Raw genomic sequence first — 24,562 nt, 5'->3', positions numbered from 1 at the left:
TTATTCCATTAGATTGACGAATGCCCGTGTGATGGTGGTCTTCGTGACGCGGCCGATGACTTTATCGACGCCGTCATGTTCTTCGACTACGGGCAGTGAATCAATCTGTTTTTCGATCAGTTGATTGGCTGCGTAGATCAACAGATCATTCGGATAACAGATTGTGATATTCGGCTTACGTGTCATGATGACGCTGACGGGTACCTTTTCGATATCGTTCGAGCCCATCGTCCCACGCAGAAGATCTTTCCTCGAAATTACGCCGACCAGCGACTGGTCTTCATCGATTGCATATAATGTGCCCACATCTTCAAGGAACATTTTGACGATCGCTTCATAGATGGAAGTATCCTGTTTAATCAGGATCGGTACGCTCTGCACCTCGCTGACAAGGATGTTGCGTACTTTTGAAGTCATCACTTCCTCGGATTCTTTACCGGTATAGAAATAGCCGACACGCGGCCTCGCATCCAAATAGCCACTCATGGTCAGTATTGCCAGGTCGGGCCTCAAGGTCGCCCTGGTCAAGGACAGCTGTTCGGCAATTTTACTGCCGGTTATGGGCCCATGCTGCTTTACGATTTTAAGTATCTTTTCCTGTCTCTCATTAAGTTCCATGCGCTCACTCCCAACAGGATAATTATAATACATTCAGGCAAATAAAGAAATACAAGCAAATCGTTGCACAAAAGTGGATGACTGGCTATAATGATAGTGAAGCGAGTTAAGGATGGTGCGAGCTTAACACCCGAAATTGGCATATGATGATCAGAAAATATATAAAAGCGGAGTGTTTACACTAATTGGGGTGGAACCGCGGGCTTGGCTCGTCCCCGGATAACAATACTGTTATCCGGGGACGTTTATATTTTTCACCATCTTTCGCTATGACAAAAGATAAAGTGAGGAGTCGAATCAAATGGAAATGGAAACAATCGTAAATTTGGCGAAGTCCAGAGGTTTTGTGTTCCCAGGCAGTGAAATTTATGGCGGCCTGGCCAACACTTGGGACTATGGACCGCTTGGCATTGAACTGAAAAATAATGTAAAGCAGGCTTGGTGGAAAAAGTTCATCCAGGAATCACCGTACAACGTCGGACTTGATGCTGCAATCCTGATGAATCCGAAAACTTGGGAGGCATCAGGGCACCTCAACAACTTCAACGATCCGATGATCGACTGCAAGGAGTGCAATACACGCCACCGCGCAGATAAACTCATTGAAGACGTCCTCCAGGAGGAAGACGATTCATTCGTTGCAGATGGCCTGAGCTTTGATGAAATGAAGAAAATCATCGACGACCGCGATATCAGATGCCCGAACTGTGGCGCGCACAACTATACCGATATCAGACAATTCAGCCTGATGTTCAAAACGTTCCAGGGTGTGACGGAGTCTTCGACCAACGAGATCTTCCTGAGACCTGAAACGGCCCAAGGTATATTCGTCAACTACAAAAATGTCCAGCGCTCGATGCGCAAGAAATTGCCGTTTGGCATCGGCCAGATCGGTAAATCATTCCGTAACGAGATTACGCCAGGTAACTTTACATTCAGGACACGTGAATTCGATCAGATGGAACTCGAATTCTTCTGTAAGCCGGGCACTGAAATGGAATGGCAGGATTACTGGAAAAACTTCGCAACAGACTGGTTGAAAAACCTTTCTTTGAAAGAAGAGAATACAAGGCTCCGCGATCACGATGAGGATGAACTCAGCCACTACTCCAACGCCACAACCGACATCGAATACAAATTCCCGTTCGGCTGGGGAGAGCTTTGGGGCATCGCAAGCCGTACGGACTTTGACCTGCGTCAGCATATGGAGCATTCGAACGAAGACTTGACCTATCATGATCAGGAGACGAATGAGAAATATATCCCTTATTGCATCGAGCCTTCCCTTGGACTCGACCGCGTCACGCTTGCGTTCCTGTGTGATGCGTACAATGAAGAGGAATTGGATAATGGCGAGAAGCGCACGGTGCTCAAATTCCACCACCAGCTTGCGCCTTATAAAGCAGCAGTGTTGCCGCTATCCAAGAAGTTGAGTGGAGAGGCAATCAAAGTCTATGAGAAGCTCGCAGGCGACTTCAACATAGAATTCGATGAGTCCCAGTCAATCGGCAAAAGATATAGACGTCAGGATGAAATCGGTACACCTTACTGCATCACTTTTGATTTCGATTCACTGGAAGACCAGAAAGTGACGGTAAGGGACCGTGACACTATGGAACAGCAGCGGGTCAGCATAGATGATCTGAACGCTTTCCTTGCAGACAAAATGAAATATTAGAATAACCAGCGGCCAAAATGGCAAGCCGCGCCAGCATATAAAGAAATCGCACTTGATTCCTCTAGGGGAACGAGTGCGATTTTTATATGCTTGGATAATCATCCAATACTGAAATGTCTGTTGAGGCGCTCAAGAGTGCCGAGTATACTGATGGCCGCAAGGTAGCTCGTCTTAGGATTCTCAGGTAGGGCACGATTCTCTATTTTGAATTCCGCGTTGCCGAACGCCCCTTCGACTTCAATCTGATGGATATTCCGGTCAATTTCGGGGTCAGCGATCAATGTCACTTCCGTTTCCTCTATGCCCACACCAGCCATTCCGAGGATGATGGAGACATTCATGTTCTTCGGATAGTGGGTGATGGCATCTGCTGCCTTGCCTTCGAATATCACCTTCTCCGATTCGGCGTCCTCATAGCTGAGTGATGAGGCTGGTTTACGCGTAGTCAACCGCACACGTTCCAGTTCACCATGTGACTGGACGTTCTGCAGCAGATCCAAACCACCGATGGCGCCGGACGGCAGGTGCAGGGTGTGGTCATATTTTTTCGCGGTCTGCATGAGGTCAGCTACAAGCTCACCATCAGCCAATGCACCGACGCTGACCAGCATGGCGTCCTTATGCTTGAGTACTTCCGGCAGACGCGCCTTGACAGCTGCAACATCGGCCGCTTCGACTACAATGTCGATGCCCGATGCCAGAAACGCTTCCAAGTCGGTGTACAGCTGCACACTAAATTCATCTTCCAGATGATTGTACTTCTCTTCATTCCTTACAAACACACTCTTGATCGTAAGGTTCTCATGCTGGTCGCCATTGATCCGCTTGAGCATCACGTTTGCGATCGCGCCAGCACCAATGATTCCAATATCCATTATAGCCCTCCTTTTTTCTCTTCCTTATCTCTACCCTGCGAAGCGGTCTTCATGCATGAAATTCAAATAGCCAACATGTACTGTCATCCATAATGTGCGGCGATAGTCATGAATTGATTGTAGATAAAAAGCCTGAATGGTGGAAGGTCTGTTCATCTTCCACCATTCAGGCTGGTACTGTGGGATTTTTCTATAATGTTTCAATGAGTTTTCGGGATTTGAAGAATACTCCGGTATACTCATCGTAGATCATTTCCACGAACTTCAGCAACGCCTTGCCATTCTCATCAGTAACATTGATGGACTCGACATTGTGGAGTGCGACGTGTTTCATATAGCCTGCAAGATACAAGACCCGGCTTTTGACCGGGACCGAACGCACACCCGTGTCTTCGTTGAAGCAGTCCGCACATATCACACCATGATAGCTGAATGAGTAATGCGAGAAGCGCGAACGGTCACGACTGCCGCAGGTGGCACATTCATCCACATTCATCTGTCCCCCGTAGTACGGCAGCATCTTAATTGCTGCAAAGGCCGTCACTGCAGCGGGCGTACTCTTATCTTCCAGAAGGGAGGCGCTTTTGATGAGCAGCCGGTAGAAACTTTCCTGCTGCTGATCTTCTTCAAGGGCACGGATGATCAGTTCGACGATATAGGAGGCATACGTATAGACTGAAAATGTGTTGTTGATGTACTTGAAGGGCTGGACGACATCGGTTTCATTCAACGTGCCGATGCCTTTGAAGCGGTTGTATGTGAATAGGACTTCCTTGATCCCCTGCCTGAGTACTATAAAGGGGCTTTTTGGCTTATTGAACCCCCTTGCCATCATCGGCACTTGGGTGCCGTCTTCGGTCAGCACAGTAATGATCCGGCTGGACTCACTATAGTTCGTCTGCCGGATCATGATGCCTTTTTGCTGAAAAATCATTTCTTTCTAATACTCCTCATCGCGGTATCCGAGCGAACGGATGAACTGGCTTTTGTTGCGCCAGTCCTTTTGGACTTTGACCCACAACTCAAGGAAGACTTTGCTACCGAGCAGATTCTCGATATCATAGCGGGCAAGCTGTCCTACTTCTTTCAACATCTTACCGCCCTTGCCGATCACCATGCCCTTTTGCGAGTCGCGTTCGACATAGATTGTCGCAGTCACATGGACGGTGCCGTTGTCATCTGCCTTCATCTTGTCGACTTCAACGCCGATTGCATGCGGAATTTCCTGGCTGGTCAGGTGCAAAACCTTTTCACGTATGAGTTCGCTGACGATGAAGTGTTCCGGATGGTCTGTTATCCGGTCTTCGGGATAGTACATCGGCCCTTCAGGAAGATAGCTTTCGATGACCGACAACAAATGGTCGACATTATTGCCCTGCAAGGCAGAGATCGGCACGACTTCGCTGAAGTTCAATTTATCCTTATAGACTGTAATCTGTTCCATTAATTTATCGGGATGGACCAGGTCGATTTTATTGAGGACGAGGATGATTGGGGTGTCATTGTTTTTCAGCATATCGATGATGTATTCATCACCCCGGCCGATTTCTTCAGCTGCGTTGATGATGAAGAGGATGACTTCCGTCTCCCTTAGCGTATTGCGGGCCACCTTCATCATGTGTTCGCCCAGCTGGTGCTTCGGCTTGTGGATTCCAGGGGTATCGATAAAGATCATCTGGCTGTCTTCAGTGGTATGGACCCCTTGGATTTTGTTGCGTGTGGTCTGTGGCTTATCCGACATGATGGCGACTTTTTGCCCCAGTACTTTGTTCATGAACGTCGATTTACCGACATTCGGCCGTCCAATGATACTTATAAAACCTGATTTAAACCCTTTTTCACTCATAGATCCATATCCTTTCCTGAGAAACCAAGCGGCAGCAGTTCATCCACCGTACGCTTGATCACTTCCCCTGCCTTGTTCGTCATATAGACTGGCATATCGTCATCGCACAGTTCCTTCATCACCTGGCGGCATGTCCCGCAAGGGCTTGCTGGCTCCTCTGCATCTGTAATGATGACGATCGCCTTGAATGTTTTGATGTTGTTGGAATACGCACTGACTAAGGCACTGCGCTCGGCGCATATCGTCGCGGGATACGCGGCATTCTCGATATTGGCACCATAAATATATTCATCATCCTGTGTAACCAGCAATGCACCTACATTAAATTTGGAATACGGCGTATAGGCACGGCTTTGCGCCACTTTGACCTCTTCCAGCCACTCTCCTCTATAAATTCCATCATTCATCGCAATCTCTCCCTGTTCAAATCAAATAAGGTATGAAGACAATCAATCCGACGCTTGCAGCGTATATGCTTGAGAGCAGCACACCGCCTGCTGCCATATCCTTGGCGGCACCCGCCAGTGGATGGCGGCCCGGTTCAGCAAGATCCACCGCCGTTTCCAGCGCAGTATTGAAGGCTTCAGCCACTAATACAAAAAACACCGCACTGAGTATGAACAGCCATTCCACCCTGTCTATGCCAATGATCGCCCCGGCCATAACGGCAATCAAGCCAAAGCCTGTATGCAGTGCGAAATGGCTATCCTTCTCCAGTAGTTGCCGTATGCCGTTTACAGCATACTTGAAGCGGTCCAACCATTTCATATCAGTTCTTACGGGGAATGCCGAAAGCATCCAATATCCTATCTTGGGTTTCATTCATCTCTTTTTCTTCTTCCGCTTCCATATGATCGTATTTCAGCAGATGCAAAAAACCGTGGAGGCTCAGGAACATCAACTCGCGTTTGTAGCTGTGTCCGTACTCTTCCGCCTGCTCCTTTGCACGGTCAGTACAGATGATGATGTCGCCAAGCATCCTTGGCGCGTCTTCGTGGATGAGGCTGTCATCCTCATCTTCCATCGCAAAACTGATGACATCAGTGACACTATCCTTGCCGCGGTAGTCATTATTGAGCGCCCTGATTTCCTCCTGGTCGACAAACGATATGCTGATCTCAGCAGACTCGGTTTCATCGAGGTGTTCATATGCAAAGTTAAGAAGTGAATCTATCTCTTTCTTCTCTGTGTCGTCTGTGAAATTCTGTTCGTCGAGAAAATCTATATTGACCATTCCGTTCACTCCTTCTCGTAAGCTTTGATGATTTTAGAGACGAGCGGATGTCTGACGACGTCCGTTTCATCCATTCTGTTGACCGCAACCCCTTTGACGTCGCCTAAAATTCTGACGGCTTCAACCAAGCCGCTTTTAGTGGATCCCGGTAGGTCGATCTGCGTTTCATCTCCTGTGACGACCATCTTGGAACCGAAGCCAAGACGGGTCAAAAACATCTTCATCTGCATTTGAGTGGTATTCTGCGCTTCATCGAGGATGACGAATGCTTCGTTGAGCGTCCTGCCGCGCATGTATGCAAGTGGTGCAACTTCTATAACCCCACGGTCTATCAGACGGTCCGTCTGTTCCACTCCGAGTACGGCATGTAGACCATCGTAGAGCGGGCGCAAGTATGGATCTACCTTCTCCTTGAGGTCACCTGGAAGGAAGCCGAGGTTCTCTCCAGCCTCAACTGCCGGCCTTGTGAGCACTATGCGCTTTACATTGTTGTCACGGAGCATCTGGCACGCGAGGACGACGGCAAGGAACGTTTTGCCTGTACCGGCCGGGCCGATGCCCAATGTAAGATCATGCCGCTTGATATTTTCGACATAGAGCCGTTGACCCGTTGTTTTGGCACGGATGCTTTTGCCTTTTTGATCGCGTGCAATTTCTTCATTATAAAGATCAGCAAGGTATTCGATTGTGCCTTTTTGGGCCATAAGGGCGGCCGACTGGACGTCCCGGAGGTTGACCGCCATACCCCGCTGGATGATTTTCAATAGATTGCTCAGCACATCTTCAGCCATTCCAACATTTTTTTCTGAGCTGCCTTCGACAGTGATTTCATTGCCCAGTGTATGGATGGTGACGCCGAATTCCTCTTCCAGGAATGAGATGTGCTGATCATTTGCACCCAATAGTGCCTGTGCCTCTTCGAGGCTGTCCATATTTATGGTGTTAGACATTCATAAACCCCTTTTTGTGAAAGTTTCTCCCATTTAATTTACCACTAAGTCCCCTTGACTGCAATTGATTCGTAAGCACACCGATTCGCTTAAAATACACTGATCAAGCCCTAAGTAACAAAAATATAAGTAATTGATATCGCAATTAAAATCGTCATCATGCGCCGAAAAAATAAACACAGACCGGAGTAGCCTCTACCCTGGTCTGTGTTATTTCATTACCTTTGATTTTCCATGGAGTCATCGTAGGCCTGTAACGCTTTACCACCGTATACACTGCCCGGGCCCCCGCCCATGACGATGGCGACGCCTGCAATTTCAGCGATTTCATCGCGGGTCGCGCCGAGTTTGATCAATTTATTGACGTGTGCGCCGATGCAACCTTCGCATTTGTCTGCTATGGCATAGGATAAGGCAGCGAACTCTTTAGTCTTCGTATCAAGTGCTGCGTCCTTGTAGGCTGCCTCCTGCAGGTCTTTGAAGCTTTTCATCACATCCGGCACGCTCTTCACCAGACGTTTGGTGTTCCCTTGCGCCGTTGCATTTATGTCATTGAAATTAGCCATCATTCTCCCCCTTTCGTTCAATTCCCCTCAAATTTTAGCATAGTCCACCCTTCAATTCAGGTATCGCACATCCCAGCGTTCCGGCAATAACTGCCGGAGGGATGCGCTTCGCCCGTCAGGAAGATAGATTGTGCAGTCATAATTATCTTCCCCTACCTGGTTGATCAATTCGCGACACCTGCCGCATGGGGCCATGACATCACCGTTCTCATAGACGGCGATGATGCTTGCGATATCGTACTCCCCAGCCGTCACCATAGCGGACACTGCAGCATGTTCTGCACAGAAGCCGATTGATGAAGGCAGGTCCATGGCTACTCCTGTATAAATATTGCCCGTGCGGGTTAAAATGGCGCTCGCGACATGGCCCAACTTGCCGTTGCGGGTGGTCCTTTTAGTATTGAGTATTTCTCTAGCCGATTCGTACAAGGTGTCCCGTTCCATCTTCGTCATTCCAATCTTTTTCATATTCATGATTAATTATATCAGAATGAATGACGATTGATGAATCTTCATTTCATCTATATGACGTAGACAAGATAGATGATCGCCCAGCACGTCACCCATATGGCATGGATGATTTCGAGGATGCCGATCCGCTTCATCTTCCATCCCCTGCCGTACAGGAGAACAGCCCTGATCAGGCTGAATATGAATGCGATTGCCAAAAACCAGTGCCACCACATCATCAGTATAAAAAGTGCCGTATGATACGAAAAGGAAATGATTTTAAATATCCTGTTCTTCTTTTCCCTGATCATCGTTTTGACGAATAATGCAGTGCTGATGAAAAATAACAAGCTGATCAGCATGGTGAAGAAGATACCACTTGTAAATGTATGTAGATTCAAAAATGCAATGCCCCCGCCTGCTATTGAAAAGATGATGATGGCTGCAACATCATTGACCAAGGCACGCTCCTTTTTGATATAGGCATAGCGCGCATTTACCATACCGAATGGAATCATCGCCATAAAGAAGAAGATTATCCGGTATTCGGTGATGAGCGGGTAGACAAAGAGCAATGCGGCAGCTGCAAAGAACAGGGCTGCTGCTTTCAAATAGCCATATTCCTTTCGTTTGAACCGTTTGATGAAATGGAGGATGTGATCCGCCATAAAGAATATCATCAACCATCCTGCCATATAAAATAACTGAGAAAGATGAAAGCCTCCGGCGACCATGCCTATTATGAGCGGCATGAATACCATGGCCCATGCACCGTGCTGATTCTGTTTCTTGAATTTCATCCCGACACCTCCTGCTTCAATCATAGCAGTCCCATAATGAGGCAGGACGCGGCGAAACCGACACTTTTGTGAATAAAAAAACAAGGAAGGGAGCCTTCCTTGTCTTCATTTATTTCATCTGTCTGCCATGCGGTCATATAGACGCCCTGGCCATCTTTCATCTTCGCACATCAATTCAACCGTAAACAGATGGACGGAAACTATGGCGATCAGGGCGATTGCAAACATAATTGCCATCGCCACGATGGATATTTCAAAAAAAGCGGGCAGCAGCATGAGGATGGGCAGCAGCAGCGTGGCAGCCACACATCTTTTGGCATACTTGCTGGACAAGTACTGCTTTTCACCGCATGACGGACAGTCCATTGATGGATTGAATGCCAGATATTGTGTCATGACATGTTTAAAATTCCAGTTCTCTCCACAATTGTTACACTGTGTCAAGGTACCTCTCCTTTATACATTCGTCATATGGAGGCTCGTGAATGAGTCCATGGTCTTCCATGCATGCACGACATTATGCCATAGACATCTCGATAACGCAAACCACCACTTATCTAGTCATCAAGCTTCAAGCCTTTCAACTGCTCTGCCAGGGCATTATTGATCGGTGCTTCGTCATCCTGCTTCTGCATATACTTCTTCACTGTCTTTTTATCGACTTTCCCGCGGTCCTGTTTCTTTTTGCGCGCTTCGAACGCTGATAGTTTTTCCCTGTATCCGCAGGAGCATGTGAATATCTGGCCCTCGCCTTCACCACTTAAAGTCATCTTCTTCTTGCATCTCGGACAACGGGCATTGGTGATGCGCGCAACATTTTTGCGGTGGCCACACTCACGATCCTGGCATACGAGCATCTTGCCTTTTTTGCCATTGACTTCAAGCATCGGCTTTCCGCAGTCAGGGCATGATCTGCTTGAAATATTGTCATGTCTGTACGTCTTGTCGCTCGCCTTTATCTCCTGGATGATCGTTTTGGTGTGCGCCTTCATTTCTTTGATGAAAGTCTCCCTATCCAGCCTACCTTTTTCGATTTGCTCAAGTTTCTGTTCCCATATGGCTGTAGTGGCCGGTGAGCGCAGCGAATCCGGGACCAGTTCCAACAGCTGGCGCCCTTTTGAAGTCGTGCGAAGTTCCTGACCTTGTTTTTCAATCATAAAGGCGTTCAATAATTTCTCAATGATGTCCGCACGTGTTGCGACTGTGCCAAGCCCACCTGTCGCATCCAATACGTTCTTAAGTTTCTTGTCGTCCATCTCCATGTACTTGGTTGGATTTTCCATTGCCGACAATAAGGTGGCTTCTGTAAACCGTGATGGTGCTTTAGTCTGTCCGGATGTCTGGTTGATGCGGTCAATTTCAAGGATATCGCCTTCATTCAATTCAGGGAGCTGCTGATTCTTCTGCTCAGTCCCCGGATCTTCACGATGATTCTTATAGGCCGCTTTCCATCCTTCTTTCTTGACGGTGCTGCCCTGAGCCGTGAAATGCTCGGTCCCGGCGTTCACCTTCACCGTCACCTGCTCATATTCATGTGCCGGGAGCAGCACAGCCATGAACCTTTTTATGATCATATCATAGAGGCGCTTTTCCCTTTCATTGAAGTCTGCAGGATGCACATGGTTCTCAGTCGGTATGATCGCATGGTGGTCGCTGACTTTGCTGTCATCGACAAATGATTTATTGGCCTTTATGCCACTGCGCAATATTTTGGTTGCGATGGGCCGGTACTCGCCGATGCCTGCCGCTTTGAGCCTTTCGGGGAGCGTGGGGGTGATATCTTCGGAAATATACCTTGAGTCGGTACGTGGATAGGTGACGACCTTATGGCGCTCGTATAGGCTCTGCAGCACATTCAACGTTTCCTTTGCCGAAAAATTCAATTGTCTGTTGGCGTCGCGCTGCAGTTCCGTCAAGTCATACAAACCAGGTGCAGAAGATTTCTTCGTTTTATGTGTGATGACAGCGACTTTAAATACTTCGCCTTCAATTCTCTGCATGGTACGGTCCAAAGCGTCTTTATTGAAGCTGCGCGTCTGGCCTTTATCATCTTGCCATGTCAGCTTCAAACCGTGTGCATATGCTTCTATGCCATAGTATGTCCTGGGGTTGAAATGTTTGATTTCCTGTTCGCGGCGTTCGATGATCGCAAGCGTCGGAGTTTGGACGCGGCCGCAATTCAACTGCGCATTGAATTTTGTCGTCAAAGCCCGGGAAGCGTTGAGTCCGATGTACCAGTCCGCCTCAGAACGCGCTACAGCCGCTTCATAGAGATCTTCATAATTTTTGCCGGGTTTCAAGTTGTTGAACCCTTCCCTGATCGCCTTATCCGTCACTGAAGAGATCCACAACCGTTCAATCGGCTTTTGTACTTTTGCTTTTTTGATGATCCAACGGGCCACAAGCTCCCCTTCACGGCCGGCTTATCTGAATATAATTGTACATAATTAAAGTGTACATAAAAACTAAATCATAAGATACTCTAAATCCCTTTATATAAACAGTTTCAAGTGGAATCAATTTAAAATATACTGTACATTAATCTAGAGTAGAAAATTATCCTCAAATGAATATCTAGAAAGTATGAATATGAAAAACTGTACATTATTCTAAAAATAAATAGTTTTTATCAGTCAGTATTTCATAAACGAAAGACCTTTTGAGGTATATTATAGAAATATACTCAATATACAAATAAACTATGGGTGATCTTATAAATAAGGATTTACTCATAAATTGATAAAAGGAGAATGTAAATTGAACACTAAAAATATTATACAGTTTGATAATAATAAAAATATTAAATTTAGTACAACCTCAGCATGGGTCGATAGTATTTTTTTAAGTAATGGTAAGACTGAAAAAAAGCACTTTGCAGTAATAGGTCTTAAAAACATTGCTTCGAACACCCATATAATTCACCCTTTAAGTCAGTTCATTACCGATAACTGGAAAAATAAAGAATACAACACCCAAAGAAAACATTCTAATAACACAGTTAAATTCCTTAACTACTTAGTAGAAAATCAAAAAAACCTTAATATAACCTTGTTAAGCGATTTAAAAATAAAACACGGCACCCAGTATTTAAACAATCTTTCATCATCTGGGGTGAGGAGGGATACAGTTAAGGATGTAGAGAGAACATTGACCCATTTTTATTTTTGGTTAGTCAGTATTAATGTTATAGACTCCTTTAGCAAGAATAGCTTTGAGAAAAAGGAATCACATTTCGGATTATATATAGAATCTCCTTTCAAACCTATGTACCCGTCAAGAGAAGCTAAAGAGATAGAACATACATTACCCGTTAATTATATCCCTCTGCTGTTAGAAGTTGCAATATCTGTAGCTAAGCCTATTGCCCTGGGGATTTACTTTCAAATCTTTGGAGGACTAAGAGTTTCTGAGGTTATTAATTTAAAGAGAGTACAAGTAGCCCGACGAATGAAGGAAGGTGATTATATTCTAAAACTTCAAAACCAAAATTTTAGAACTGATTTAAAGGAACATTCATCTGTAAAAAAAGAACGCAGCCAAAGGGTACTTGAGATAAATGGTTGGGGACACAGTCTATTTCGTGATCATATTAAACTTTATAGAACTAAAGATGGCACTAATGCTTTATTTGTAAACAGAGATGGTAAAGCCATGTCTCAAAGAAGTTATCGTCAATACTTTGAAAAAGTAAAAGGTCATTTTATAAGCTTACTAGAAAACCATGGTGACAGTGAACAAAAACTGATTGCTAAACATTTAAGATATATGAAGTGGTCAACTCATATTGGGCGTGGCACCTTTACTAATATTATTGCTGAAGAAGCTGAAAACCCATATGAAATCGCCCACTTGCGAGGCGACTCAAGCATTGATTCTTCACTCACATATATCGTTTCTACCGAAAGAATCCATAAAAAGATTGAGGACAAATTTTCTAATCTACATGAAAAATATATGCCTAGACTTATCTCAAGAAAAGAGTGATTTATAGTGAGTTTTGACAAAAATAAACTGCTAACTACTAAAGAAACAGCAAAATTACTAAGCCTTGGATCAACTACTGCTGTGCTTCATCTAATAAAGAAGAAAGCACTCCCTAATGCTTATAAGCAAGATTCAGCATGGAAAATACCTTTAAATGATATTAAAAATATTTTAGATAAAAGAAAAAATTCTATTGATACCAAAGAAGCTATGGAAATACTTCGATATAATAATACGACTTCAATAATCGATTTAATTAATCTGTCTATTTTTCCTAATGCGTTTAAACTTAATGGAAAATGGAGAATTCCTCTATCTGACATTGAAAACTACAAATCTAAAAGTTTTCAATCGCTGAGCACAACTGAGGCAGCAATAGAACTTGGCTTGAGTTCAAATGCCGCAGTATCTGAACTAATAAGAAGAAACATCTTTCCTAATGTTTTTAAGTTTCAGGGAAAATGGAGAATACCTCGTTCAGATTTCGACGAATATAAAAAGATATATTATGATAATGATTATTTAAGTATTGATAAAATAATGATTATACTCAAAAAGTCCAGGAGTGCAATATTAAGCTATATTCATGCTGGCGTATTTCCCAAGTCATTAAAACTAAATGGTAGTTGGCGAGTACATAAAGACGATTTAAAAAATTTTGAAAGCCATTTAGTAAAGAAGAAAAATGCTCTGAAGATGCAAAGAAGCAAATATAATAGTAATAAAAGAATTAAGTTAAATGACGATCCATTAGTCAAAGATTACCTTTCTGCTAAAGATATCTCCGACAATTTGAATATAAGCAGATACGAAGTGCATAAATTGTTCAAAGACAACACATTTAATCAGTCAATGAAATATGGAAACCAATGGTGGGTTCCTATAAAAGAGTATGAGAAATATTTAATTTACAGAAAGAAAATAGAATTAGACATAGAAAACTCTTTAACTGTTAAAGAGGCAGCCAAAAAATTAGGTTATAAAAATAGTGCTAACATAGTAGAATTGATTAACTCTTATAATCAATTCCCCCACTCCTTTAAACACAATAACACTTGGTATATTCCCAAAAAAGAAATTGAAGAATTCCAAATGAAGAAAGTATCGAAGAACAGAAAGATAGACTATACACCCAGTGTCGCTGCAAAAGAATTAAAGGAGTTTGTTGATAATTTTGACACTAAGATAGAACTAACGGAAACTAAGAAGTTATTTAAACAGTACTGTTCACAACAGATAAACAAAATAAAAGGTAGTAATCGTTATGTGAGAGATAGAATTTTATTGTATAAAAGATTTTACAAAAAAATAGTTAGCAATATGAATAACGAGATATTCTTGTTATCTACTGAAGAAATCAATAGCTTTTTTCAAGACTCTTCTTCATTTAAAAAAGGGGAGAAGAAAATTCTGATTTTATTTTTAAAATATGTTTACAATCAAAAAGCTATTGATCCTGAGATTGAATTTTCATTACTATCTAATGGATTCCGAGAAAAAACAAAAGAATTATATAGTCCAGAGGTATTTTTTGAAATTTACCAATATGTAAAAAATGTTAATATTCATATTCCTTCTTCAGTTAATAATAGAAGTTATGCAAATATGTGGGTTTATACTATTTTGCTTATGACTGATTTTATCAGAGGACAGGATCTAATATTAAAAACACCCAATATTAATCTTCAACATCTTGATATAGATGATTTAAAATGGTTCAACGATAATCATCTAACGGATTTTCAAATTGAATCTGTAATAAAGCAGCTTTATATACACTATAGACACCAAAGAAGTAATAAAACTGATGAACTTTTGACCTTCATTGTTTCGCCTGATTTAAAAGAACCACTTGCATATGGTTTAGTGATTTCTGAATTACACAGAAGGAGTGTTGAGAGTGGTTTAATTTTAAATACTTTTACTGAAGGCAAGTATAATAATATCAGAACTGAAGGCAAGATAAGTCATAAAAGGTTTTTTGACAAACTTGACAACAAGTATGATTTTTTATTTAGCTCACGAAAAATGAATAATACTGTAGCAACGTATCTTTTCTATTCTATAGCAGAAGAAGATGGTGAGGATAGTGATCTTGCATTACATTTAACACAAGTCTCTCGGTCTCATAATAGGGGTGACTCTACTCGTCGTTACATTCAGGCTACAAATAAAGATGGTTCAATTAATCGTGTTGCCTATAATCTCTTTAAACGTGGTCATTTTGGGTGGCTATACAACTATCTGATTATATATTTAAACCATTTGGATCATGTACATCATACACTGGAAGACCGGACTAGATTAATTGAAAATGTTAGAGATAATGTCTCTCCAAGTCATTTAGAAAACCTTGCTGAATTTACATTAAACATAACTTTACCATCTAACGAAAGCAATCAAAATATTGAGAGTTTTTTAGAAGAAATGTATAACAAAAGAAAAAATCTTGTTTCAAAACTTCAGGGTTATACTAAAAGTGAAATACAAGAGATATTGGTTAAACTATCCAGAGGAAATCTTCCTTCCAAGAATGAAAATGCTCAATGTTTGATTTCACCCAGTTGTATAAATCCACAACTTACAAATTGTTTCTCTTGTGAATATGTAATACCAAACAACCTCATCTTAATTCAATTAAACGAGGAAATGCTACGTCTTATAAAGAGGCTTAAGGAGGAAGAAAATCATCTTCTAATGAAGAGAGAGACAAAATTTTTGCTCCATACCTTGTTTGTTTGGAAAGAAGCACGATTAGCATTTGGAAATGAAGTGGTCAACACATATATACCCTCCCAAAAAATGTGGGATGAAATTAATAAGATATCTCATAAGCTTAAACTGGAATAAAAAGAGGTGAACTTATGGAAATAAAAGCTATAGTCAGTCAATTTAACAATAATAATATTATCGAGAAACGACAAAATGTCGATTTTAATACATTTGATACAGTCGAATATGAAGTTTTGTTTAAACAACTTTCATCTAAGAAATCCATCACTGGTTCATTTAAACAAACTGAATGGCAACTTTCCTGCGATATCAATAATCACTACATACCAATAAAATTTGATATCGATAGATATCCTGAGATAAATCTTGCATTAAAAAAATTTACTATTACCCGGTTGCTATCTGGAAGGAAATCATTAACTATTTATAATGAAGTGATTGCTTTAAAAAAAGCTACACTAGCAAGTGAAGGATTTAATGATACCGATAGTTTAGAAAAGCTCTTAACCAAAGAAACACAACATTATTCGTACCAAGGCTATCATCTTTTAACTGTGGTTAAGAGTTTTATGTCTTTCTATAAAATACCTCTTTCAAAAAAGATAATTAATCTTTGTAATGGTCATCTTTCTAAAAAGAAACTTCAAAGAAACCTACCAGCATTCGAAGATATTATTACTTTTGATGAAGTTTTAAATGATTACTTTCAAAATAACTCTACAGAAGACACACTAGAGTATTTACCAATAAAGCTTTGGTGGCTTCTAACTAATATTATTCCTTTAAGACCAACTGAATTTTTATCATTAAAGAAGGACTGTTTAGAATTCAATGCAAACTATATTTCACCATACAGAATTAAAATACAGAGAATAAAACAGAAAAATACAGAGTATAATATATCGGAAGACCAAATTGAAAGAATCGAAATCGATGAATCAACTTATAAGTTGATGAAAAACATTATTTTTCAATTGGCTACTGTTGAATCTGAATCAAAGTATTTGTTACCTGTTGAGTTACTATATGCCTTCAGACAAAAGAAATATACTAAAAAAAATGAAAGAATAAATAGAAGAGATTTTGATCTAATGAAAAAACAGTTTTATGAGAATATTGTTGAAGGAAAATATGGTATTTATAACCTAGATAGAATTAAATCCGGTGACACAAGACATTTTGCAATTATTAACATGGCTCTGCAAGGTTTTAATATGCTATCGATAGCCAGAATGGCAGGACATGATGAAATTAGAAGCCAATACAGCTATTATTCTCATGCAGAACATTTTTCACAGTCTTATGTTTATCGCCTGTCTCAAAACCAAATAGAAAATAAAATCAGTAATAACATGGAGGGCGGGATTATCGGATGGAAAAGATATATTTATGATAAAGGCAGAACTATCGATATTAATCAATATAATTTAGATAAAATTGTTGGTAGAGTGAAATATGGGTTTTGTACAGAAGAGAAATCTGTTTTTCCGGATACATGCATTGAGTATTGTAAATTCTGTCCTAAGTTTGCATTTAAACCAGCAATTAACGAGCGAGAAGAAGCTATTGATTGGTTGACGAATACTTCTGATGACTTAAGTGTGAAAATTAAAGAATCAATAATACTGATGCGAGATTTATCAACGAATCTTTCTAAAACTTATATACAAGGAAATAATGATTTATTAAAATCTACATCAAAACAATTAGCAGCTTTCATGGATAAAAAAGCAACTATTGATTCCAACTTATTGGAGGATGAAGCACTTGAAAGAGAATAAACTAAAGAAGCGCCGTGGAAGACCTAGCGAATGGACAGATGAACAATTAATGCGACTTGCTTTGGATATAAAGTATAGACTTCATGGAGAAAAGTTAACACCTTCTTTACTCGAAAGAGAGACCAAAATTGGCAGAAATACGTGGAGCAGACGTATGAAAAACTATATTGAAGAATTAAATAACCCTGTCATAACTAAAGTCTCGCCAAATGACTTAAACGATTCATTATTACCAAGTATCGATCTCATTTTAAAAAGGCATGATATTGAAAATAATAATTTAAAAAATGAATTACTGGATTTAGAGATCTTACTGTACGATATGTATAATGAACTCAAAAAATTAAAAGAAAATGAACAAAAATATAAACAGTACATTGATGACAATAAGTTACTAAGAGAAGAGAAAAATAAGCAAGAATATCGCGCGAGACATTATGAAGAATTATATAATAATATAATTCTTTCAAGTATGTATCCTCACCTACAGGATATAAAAGAATCAGCAGTTAATCAATTCAACATTAAAGAAAAGTTAATTAACATGGATCTTAATAAAGATAAAAATATATCTATTGAGAACTTAAATTCATTTTTTCCCGATATTCCAAAAGAAGAATCCAGCCGGGAGAAAGAAGAACAGCAACGTAAGAATATGAACATTCTATTAGAGGATTTTGATATTGAAGAATAAGAACAGAGGCACGAATCTAGTGCCTCTGTTCTTATATTATTTTATAATTTTAATTTTTTCTCCACTTCACTTATAAGCTGACTAGGGAGAGTTTCTAATGCATCAGCTAAAACAAATATAGTTTTTAAACTAGGTTGTCTCTTCCCTCTTTCAAGCATACTTATGAAAGTACGATCTAAATTGCTTAAATATGCTAATTCTTCTTGAGAAATTGAATTATGTACTCTTTTTTGTTTTAATACTTCGCCAAATGCTTTATCAATCTCCATAACTATCCCCACATTCCTTTATTCTAATTCTTAAAGGAATGTGGCTTCAGGTCTACTGACTATAGTCTACATAAGCAGTGATATATGATAATATGGGAATATAAAAACTGGGGTGAAAATATTGAAAAATAATATAAATGATTATATTCAAGAGAAGAATATGCCAGCGCAACTTAAACAATATTTTATAACAAGTATGCGTGGGAAAAGCTACATCGATGAAGCAATGCTGGATGAAATAGAAGAGTTATATATATATTATACTGCTTTATACTATTTCGATGAAACAGAATTTAGTTCTTATATTATCACCACTCTTGAACGAGGGTCAGAACATAGTGCCTATTATTATTATTTAAAAAAGATTCTTGACAACAACTTAGAACTACAGTCTAAAGACAATAAAAAGTCCTTTTTAAACTTAAGTGTCAAGGGCAACTTAAAATTGTAGGTTAAGGGCAAAATAAAAATGTCGGTTTTCGACAATCAAAATGTAGAGTGCCAGATTGCTCAAGCAGACGGATCTCGTCTCAGACGATATGATCTGCCTGTTATTTTATATATCTTTGCGTGATGCACAATCCGGTCCAGAATCGCTGCGGCGGTCTCAGGGCTTTTGAACAGTTCGCCCCAGCCGGACAGGGCGATATTGGTGGTAAAGATGGTGGACCGTTTCTCGTAGCGCATGTTCAACAGTTGGAAGATCAGGTCGGCCTCCTGTCGTTCAATAGGCAGATATCCGATTTCATCAATAATCAGGAGCTCATACCGGGCATATCGCCTCAGCACCCGTTCAAGGGTGCCTTTGTCGTAGGCGGTACGCAGTCTGAGTAATAGTTCATGACAGTTGATGAACAGCGTCCGTTTGCCCTGGCGGCAGGCTTCCACACCGAGGGCAGTGGCCAGGTGGGTCTTCCCCACCCCTGGACTGCCGATGAATACGATATTTTCACTGTGCGCCATAAAGCCAAGATGCTTGAGATCCAATATCTCCATTCGATTGAGACCGGGCTGGAAATCAAAATCAAAGGCATCGAAGGTTTTCAGTTTTGGGAAACGGGCTCTATGGATGACACGATCGGTTTTCTGTTGATCCTGAAAACCGATCTCCTTTTCCGTCATCTCCAGCAGGGCCGCAGTCAGCGTGGTCTCCTTCTGATTGACCTGGTCCATGAATGCCGGGAAATGTGCCTGCATATGATTCAAACCGAGGCGTTCGAAATTCAGCAGTAGCTGCTGGTAGTCACTCATTATGATTCCACCTCCAACTGGTCATATAATGCCAATGATTCCTGGATGTATGCATGGATATCTTCATCCGGGCGGTCGGCAAATACATCGGATTTGAGAATATGGAATGCGTCTTCCGCTGTATAATTCAATCGATCGGTCGTCAGTGGATGTGAACGAATCATTTCTCCGTTATAATGGATGTGTATGGTGTCCTCGGTATCGGAGAGTTCGATGTCAACGGTCTTCCCGATATACCGAGGATCCACGGAGTACTTGCACTGACGGAACTGCACCATGGCTTCCTTCGAGACCACCCGGGTAATCTGGTCTTCGAAGTAGGGGGCCAGCAGATTCTCCGGCAATGTGTGCAGGTACTCTTTTTCTGTTTCATGCCACAGATCATCCGGACGCGCCCCTGTGGCCTGGGACACTTCCGTATTCAGTTCCTCACAGAGTTCATCCACAATGTGAAGCAGTTCAATGGTACCCTCAAACTCATGGTTATAGACCCGCAGCCGGTCCATCGTCCGTGCCAGTGCTTCCACCATGCCTTTCGTCTGGGGTCGATAGGGCCGGCAGGCAATGGGCTGGAATCCGGCATCCTTACTGAATTCATAGAGCCGGGGGTGATACTGGACATCCGTATACTGGCTCTTCGGCTGGTTCACCACCGTCCGCATATTGTCGAACCAGATCTCCTCCGGTACGCCACCAGTGTGATGGAATGCATCATCCAGGCAGCTGAACAGCGTGTCCTGACTGCGTTCAAAAGTCAGGGTAATGAACTTCTTCCGCGAGTAGCACAATACATACAAAAATATGTTGAATCGGAAAATCTCTCCCTGCCGGCTCACCAGCGTCATATCCTCCTTCCAGTCCACCTGGCCCGCCAGGCCGGGGGAATAGCTCACCCGGATGGTCGCCTTCTTCTGTTTCTCCTGCCGGGTTTTCCGGCAGTACTGCTTGACGAGGCTATAGCTGCCATCATAACCCTGCTTGCGGATGAAGGTGTAGATACTGTAGGCGCTGCATTGGAGTTCCAGTTTCGAGTCGATGATCTCCGCATATGTATCCAGTTTGCTTCGTTTCCTTTTCCGTTGCCTTTCGGGTTGGGGATGTCTTGCCGCCTCATACGCTGCCTTCACCGTTCGATAGTCACAGTTGTACTGTCGGGCCAGTGCAGCGAAATTGGGTTTGATGTCGTCATTCACGTAGCGTCTCACTCCTTCGCGTATGTCTGCTCTCATCCATCTGTCTCCTTTCTTCCGGATAAGAGAAGCATACTAAAAAATGTAGGTAAACCAACAATTTTAAATTGCCGATTTCCTACATTTTATAACTGTCGTTTACACTTAAGTAATATAGATCTAGACAACTTATTTAAAGAAATCACTATTGATTTCAATAAACATCTAAAAGATGTGTATGATAATAACTTCGAACAAATAGATATATTAACAACGTTAATTCTCTTAGGTAAATTGGAGTTAATCAGTAACATAACAGAAGATCAATCATATAGATACGTATATGAAGCAGGCAAAGCAGGGCTGGAAACAAAGATTAAAAATATAAAATTCATATAATACAGAAATAATATCGTTATTATATTTAAAAAAAACAGGCTGAAACATAAGTCTCAGCCTAAGAGTCCTAAGATCTTTAGCCCTCATAAATACCTAATTTAAAGGATTTTAGCTCCTATTATATTTATCAATTTTGAAATACTCTCTAAAACTATATCCATTCTTGATTGAGTATTAAAGGACACTGGAAACTAATTTTTTTATAGATTGATTTTCATGACAATGTCATTAATCACTTCTTCAACTTCTTCTAAGGTGGACACAAACCACTCTCTAGGAACTACTGTTTTGCCATTCGGTCCTACTATAGAAATATTAACGTTCTTATGAGAAAGTATTCGGTGGAGTAATGTTTCAAATCTACTCACATTCAAATTAAACACTTGATAAGTTGCAACTACTTCAACTGGTGCGTAGAGGAAAGTTGCCTGTTTTTCTGCATTCTTTATCCTATTTTCAACTGCTCCCGTGGTAAAACCAATTTTGTATAGATTTTTAATAGAGCTAATTTGAACATCTTCACTTAAAGATTTAAGTACATAAATAAATCCTGTAGCCACGTCATCCGTACCTATATTGTCTAAAAGAGTATTCTCATTTTCAGTCACTCTTCTACCATTTTTATATAGCTCTGCACTTAGAGACCGCAGTAACATATCTGATTCGGTCCCATTTTCAAATATACACTTTAATCTTGCATTAGTTTTATTATTAACTTTTTTTCGCTCTCCAACTGATTCAACATAAAGTAAAACCCCATTTAGAACATAAAAGTTATTTGGATGAATATCTTGCTCATTTCTAAATTGTAAAAGTTTTCTTTTACCTTCCGCAATATCTTTCTGGCAAGCTTTGAATAATTTCTCATATCTATCAAAATCTTTAATTTTCTTTCGTTTAGCTATGTAACCTGGCATTGTCATAGGTTTTCGTATTGAGCTTGTGTCAAAGATGGACTTCTTACCGTTTTCCAATGAACTATCTCTCAACAACTCAGAAGACCCACTCAAAAGAATATCCTCAACAGAGTTCACTTCGGGTATTTTTGTTTCTTTTTTGTTTTGTCCCAATAACCCAATTTCATCATACTGCTTTAAATAGTTTAATCGTTCACCATCTTTACGTATACCAATTAAACGACTAGCTAATTTCCGTTCTTCCCAGTTGTTATCAACTTTATAAGGTTCTCTTCCATTTTCCTTTACAAAATCTATAATCTCTCTAAACTTTTCTATTTCTGGATCATAACTTACTTTATTGATCTTCTTAGTTTTTGATGTTATATCTTCGAATAAATCACTTTTCATTATTTCATCAATTGAATGATATCTATTGTTCATTTTCTTTCTTTCTCCTTAGCTCCTGCATATAGAGTACTGCCTCTCCCATTCTTTTCTCGATAGGATCTGTAGAGCTTGAATCTGGACGTTTGCCATTCCTTTGAAAGAATTCTTCTACTTTAGGCCAAATATATACCAATTCAGACTCATCAAAAGTTATACGCTTAGCTTCTATTGACTCTTGAATTATTTTCAATACTGGTGCATCCAGTTCTCTAGATAGAACTTCATAAGCTTTCTGGAATGGATTAATAGAGTCTATAAGATTGATTTCAAGATCTTCGATATTAATAAATTTATCTGCCATTCTTATAAACTTTTTATTCCCAACTTCCTCTGTTTTTGAACCTTTGAGTGCAGTGTCCAGTACGACATGCTGCCTAACCTCTTCTATTTCTTCATCAGTTAGCTTAGGATAGACTTTTTGAATCACTTTGGGTATTAACACCTTATTCAATACTTCTGGCTCTACATCGCCTGTAAATGACTTTTGGACTTGAGGGTCTTGGAAAATTTGAGCTTTCAAATCATTAATATCATTATCTATAATTTTTTTTACGTTCTCAGTCGATGGTTCCTTAAAACCTTTTACAAATAATTCTCCCTCTTTGCCCGATGTTTTTTCTCCATCATCTTTTCTACGCTTAAATTTAAAATCAGGTGTAAGTACCTGTTCCATCAATAATGAAGCTGAGATAGCTTTAAGCATAGTGTTTACACTGTAAGTAACCAAATCATCCTCTGCATCAGGTTGTGCAATTAGGTTAGTAAATCTCGCGTGAGACTTATTATAGCTATCTCGAGTACTTCTGCCGATAATTTGAACAATTTCTGTTAGAGAACCGCGATATCCCACTGTTAAAGTGTGCTCGCAATAGGGCCAATCAAAGCCTTCTTTTGCCATTCCAAGAGCAATAATGATATCTAAATCATCTAACTCTGTCATATTTCTTAAATATTCAACTACCTTTTCTCGATCAAGTTGATCATCAACTAAATCTGCAATTTTCAGCATTTTTCCATCTTCGTGTCGTTTCACAAATATTATGCCCGTTTCTTCATCCTGGTATTCAACAACACCTATTAAATCGATAATACGATTAACCTCATCATATTTGTCTTTTGTAGATTCACCAGAATTTACATTCGGGATATGGATAATGGTCTTTAAATTGGTGTCTAGTACTTCGTGTATGGCGGTTGTGTATTTCCCTTGATAAAAATGATAACCTATACCAAAACTTTTGAGATGTTCATAACCATCTAGCTGTTCGTAATATGTATAAGTGACTTTATCAAATAACTCCTCTTCTTCATGAGATAAAATAGGCACAGAGTCACCTCTAAAATAAGAGCCCGTCATAGCAACTATATGTGCGGAAGAATTACGGATAATGTTACGTAATACATCTCCTAAACGAGAGTCTACATCTGCTGACACATGATGAAACTCGTCTATAGCTATCAGGCATTCATCAAATACTTTGTCATCTAGTTTTTCATATGCAAAGCGAAGTGTTGAGTGAGTACAAACAAGTATATTATCATCAGAATTCATAAATCTTACAAATGAATTTACTTTAGATTTATCTCCGCCAGGACTTGTAAGGTTATTTTTAGGATTAACCTCCCAGTCTGCGAAAAAACCACTACTTTTTAAATTAGTGCTTTTAAAAGATGCTCCTATTGCCCGCTCTGGTACAGCAACAATAACTTTATTCAATCCTTGGTTAATCAGTTTATCTAAACCAATAAACATCAAAGCTCTCGACTTACCAGAAGCTGGCGGAGCTTTAACCAACAAATATTGTGACTCTCGTTTTTCAAATGCTCTTGCTTGCATTTCACGCATTCCATAATCATTTTCGTGTTTACTTTTCCCTGTCTGGTTATAGTTTATCTCTATTAATTTCTCCATTAAAACA

General features: G+C 40.5%; 24 protein-coding genes. 6 read left to right on the top strand and 18 right to left on the bottom strand.

The genetic code is table 11. From position 1 onward, the window contains the following. Entirely contained in the window at positions 1–618 is a 618-nt protein-coding gene (locus tag ACZ43I_RS05665) for a helix-turn-helix transcriptional regulator (RefSeq protein ID WP_344702126.1), read from the bottom strand. A gap of 301 nt (positions 619–919) precedes the next feature. On the opposite strand from ACZ43I_RS05665, the gene ACZ43I_RS05660 reads away from it, so the two are divergent. Further along, entirely contained in the window at positions 920–2,296 is a 1,377-nt protein-coding gene (locus tag ACZ43I_RS05660; protein ID WP_344702124.1) for a glycine--tRNA ligase, read from the top strand. A gap of 98 nt (positions 2,297–2,394) precedes the next feature. Here the strand turns inward: ACZ43I_RS05660 and nadX are convergent, their stop codons facing one another. The 12 genes from nadX to ACZ43I_RS05600 form a co-directional block, all read right to left on the bottom strand. Next, positions 2,395–3,171, bottom strand: coding sequence for an aspartate dehydrogenase (gene nadX, locus ACZ43I_RS05655; protein ID WP_344702122.1), 777 nt, complete (start codon positions 3,169–3,171; stop codon positions 2,395–2,397). A 190-nt stretch (positions 3,172–3,361) separates the two neighbouring features. Continuing rightward, complete coding sequence (recO, locus tag ACZ43I_RS05650) at positions 3,362–4,105, bottom strand: DNA repair protein RecO (protein ID WP_344702120.1); 744 nt, start codon at positions 4,103–4,105, stop codon at positions 3,362–3,364. 6 nt (positions 4,106–4,111) lie between these two features. Beyond that, positions 4,112–5,017, bottom strand: coding sequence for a GTPase Era (gene era / locus ACZ43I_RS05645; RefSeq protein WP_344702118.1), 906 nt, complete (start codon positions 5,015–5,017; stop codon positions 4,112–4,114). Then, positions 5,014–5,424 carry a cytidine deaminase gene (gene cdd, locus ACZ43I_RS05640; RefSeq protein WP_344702116.1) on the bottom strand — a complete coding sequence of 137 codons (411 nt, stop codon included), beginning with the start codon at positions 5,422–5,424 and terminating at the stop codon, positions 5,014–5,016. The genes era and cdd overlap by 4 nt, the downstream gene beginning before the upstream one ends. Before the next feature lie 16 nt (positions 5,425–5,440). Next, positions 5,441–5,785 carry a diacylglycerol kinase family protein gene (locus ACZ43I_RS05635; protein ID WP_344702114.1) on the bottom strand — a complete coding sequence of 115 codons (345 nt, stop codon included), beginning with the start codon at positions 5,783–5,785 and terminating at the stop codon, positions 5,441–5,443. Between the two features lies 1 nt (position 5,786). Further along, entirely contained in the window at positions 5,787–6,251 is a 465-nt protein-coding gene (gene ybeY / locus ACZ43I_RS05630) for an rRNA maturation RNase YbeY (RefSeq protein ID WP_344702112.1), read from the bottom strand. A gap of 5 nt (positions 6,252–6,256) precedes the next feature. Next, complete coding sequence (locus ACZ43I_RS05625) at positions 6,257–7,201, bottom strand: PhoH family protein (protein WP_344702110.1); 945 nt, start codon at positions 7,199–7,201, stop codon at positions 6,257–6,259. A 218-nt stretch (positions 7,202–7,419) separates the two neighbouring features. Then, a complete protein-coding gene (locus ACZ43I_RS05620) occupies positions 7,420–7,770 on the bottom strand; it encodes a carboxymuconolactone decarboxylase family protein (protein ID WP_461046309.1) in 351 nt (116 codons plus the stop codon). A 48-nt stretch (positions 7,771–7,818) separates the two neighbouring features. Then, complete coding sequence (locus ACZ43I_RS05615; RefSeq protein WP_344702106.1) at positions 7,819–8,220, bottom strand: cytidine deaminase family protein; 402 nt, start codon at positions 8,218–8,220, stop codon at positions 7,819–7,821. Between the two features lie 68 nt (positions 8,221–8,288). Next, positions 8,289–9,017 (bottom strand): YwiC-like family protein, encoded by a 729-nt coding sequence (locus tag ACZ43I_RS05610; RefSeq protein WP_344702104.1) that lies wholly within the window; start codon positions 9,015–9,017, stop codon positions 8,289–8,291. Positions 9,018–9,131: 114 nt separating this feature from the next. Further along, positions 9,132–9,461 (bottom strand): TIGR04104 family putative zinc finger protein, encoded by a 330-nt coding sequence (locus tag ACZ43I_RS05605; RefSeq protein WP_344702102.1) that lies wholly within the window; start codon positions 9,459–9,461, stop codon positions 9,132–9,134. 113 nt (positions 9,462–9,574) lie between these two features. Then, positions 9,575–11,419 (bottom strand): DNA topoisomerase 3, encoded by a 1,845-nt coding sequence (locus ACZ43I_RS05600; protein WP_425568350.1) that lies wholly within the window; start codon positions 11,417–11,419, stop codon positions 9,575–9,577. 355 nt (positions 11,420–11,774) lie between these two features. Here ACZ43I_RS05600 and ACZ43I_RS05595 point away from each other — a divergent pair, with 355 nt between their 5' ends. From ACZ43I_RS05595 to ACZ43I_RS05580, 4 genes are read left to right on the top strand one after another with little or no spacing between them, the layout of a single operon-like run. Beyond that, positions 11,775–13,001 carry a site-specific integrase gene (locus ACZ43I_RS05595; RefSeq protein ID WP_344702100.1) on the top strand — a complete coding sequence of 409 codons (1,227 nt, stop codon included), beginning with the start codon at positions 11,775–11,777 and terminating at the stop codon, positions 12,999–13,001. Positions 13,002–13,007: 6 nt separating this feature from the next. Beyond that, positions 13,008–15,851: a helix-turn-helix domain-containing protein gene (locus ACZ43I_RS05590; RefSeq protein ID WP_344702098.1), complete on the top strand. Its 2,844-nt coding sequence runs from the start codon at positions 13,008–13,010 to the stop codon at positions 15,849–15,851. A 14-nt stretch (positions 15,852–15,865) separates the two neighbouring features. Beyond that, positions 15,866–17,515 (top strand): tyrosine-type recombinase/integrase, encoded by a 1,650-nt coding sequence (locus ACZ43I_RS05585; protein WP_344702097.1) that lies wholly within the window; start codon positions 15,866–15,868, stop codon positions 17,513–17,515. Beyond that, complete coding sequence (locus tag ACZ43I_RS05580) at positions 17,502–18,209, top strand: hypothetical protein (RefSeq protein ID WP_285336400.1); 708 nt, start codon at positions 17,502–17,504, stop codon at positions 18,207–18,209. The genes ACZ43I_RS05585 and ACZ43I_RS05580 overlap by 14 nt, the downstream gene beginning before the upstream one ends. A 41-nt stretch (positions 18,210–18,250) precedes the next feature. Here the strand turns inward: ACZ43I_RS05580 and ACZ43I_RS05575 are convergent, their stop codons facing one another. Next, a complete protein-coding gene (locus tag ACZ43I_RS05575) occupies positions 18,251–18,478 on the bottom strand; it encodes a helix-turn-helix domain-containing protein (protein ID WP_340719175.1) in 228 nt (75 codons plus the stop codon). Positions 18,479–18,599: 121 nt separating this feature from the next. On the opposite strand from ACZ43I_RS05575, the gene ACZ43I_RS05570 reads away from it, so the two are divergent. Then, positions 18,600–18,929, top strand: coding sequence for a hypothetical protein (locus ACZ43I_RS05570; RefSeq protein WP_344702093.1), 330 nt, complete (start codon positions 18,600–18,602; stop codon positions 18,927–18,929). A gap of 59 nt (positions 18,930–18,988) precedes the next feature. Here the strand turns inward: ACZ43I_RS05570 and istB are convergent, their stop codons facing one another. The 4 genes from istB to ACZ43I_RS05550 form a co-directional block, all read right to left on the bottom strand. Then, positions 18,989–19,729: an IS21-like element helper ATPase IstB gene (istB, locus tag ACZ43I_RS05565; RefSeq protein WP_344702091.1), complete on the bottom strand. Its 741-nt coding sequence runs from the start codon at positions 19,727–19,729 to the stop codon at positions 18,989–18,991. Next, positions 19,729–20,958: an IS21 family transposase gene (istA, locus tag ACZ43I_RS05560; RefSeq protein WP_344702089.1), complete on the bottom strand. Its 1,230-nt coding sequence runs from the start codon at positions 20,956–20,958 to the stop codon at positions 19,729–19,731. Before istA ends, istB begins: the two co-directional genes overlap by 1 nt. A 539-nt stretch (positions 20,959–21,497) precedes the next feature. Then, entirely contained in the window at positions 21,498–22,637 is a 1,140-nt protein-coding gene (locus ACZ43I_RS05555; RefSeq protein WP_344702087.1) for a GIY-YIG nuclease family protein, read from the bottom strand. After that, positions 22,627–24,555, bottom strand: coding sequence for a DEAD/DEAH box helicase (locus ACZ43I_RS05550; RefSeq protein WP_344702086.1), 1,929 nt, complete (start codon positions 24,553–24,555; stop codon positions 22,627–22,629). Before ACZ43I_RS05550 ends, ACZ43I_RS05555 begins: the two co-directional genes overlap by 11 nt. Positions 24,556–24,562 lie beyond the last annotated feature (7 nt).

It is taken from the genome of Salinicoccus jeotgali (assembly GCF_055379195.1).
Note: the sequence above shows the minus strand (reverse complement) of the source record. Positions and strands in the feature narration are given on the sequence as shown.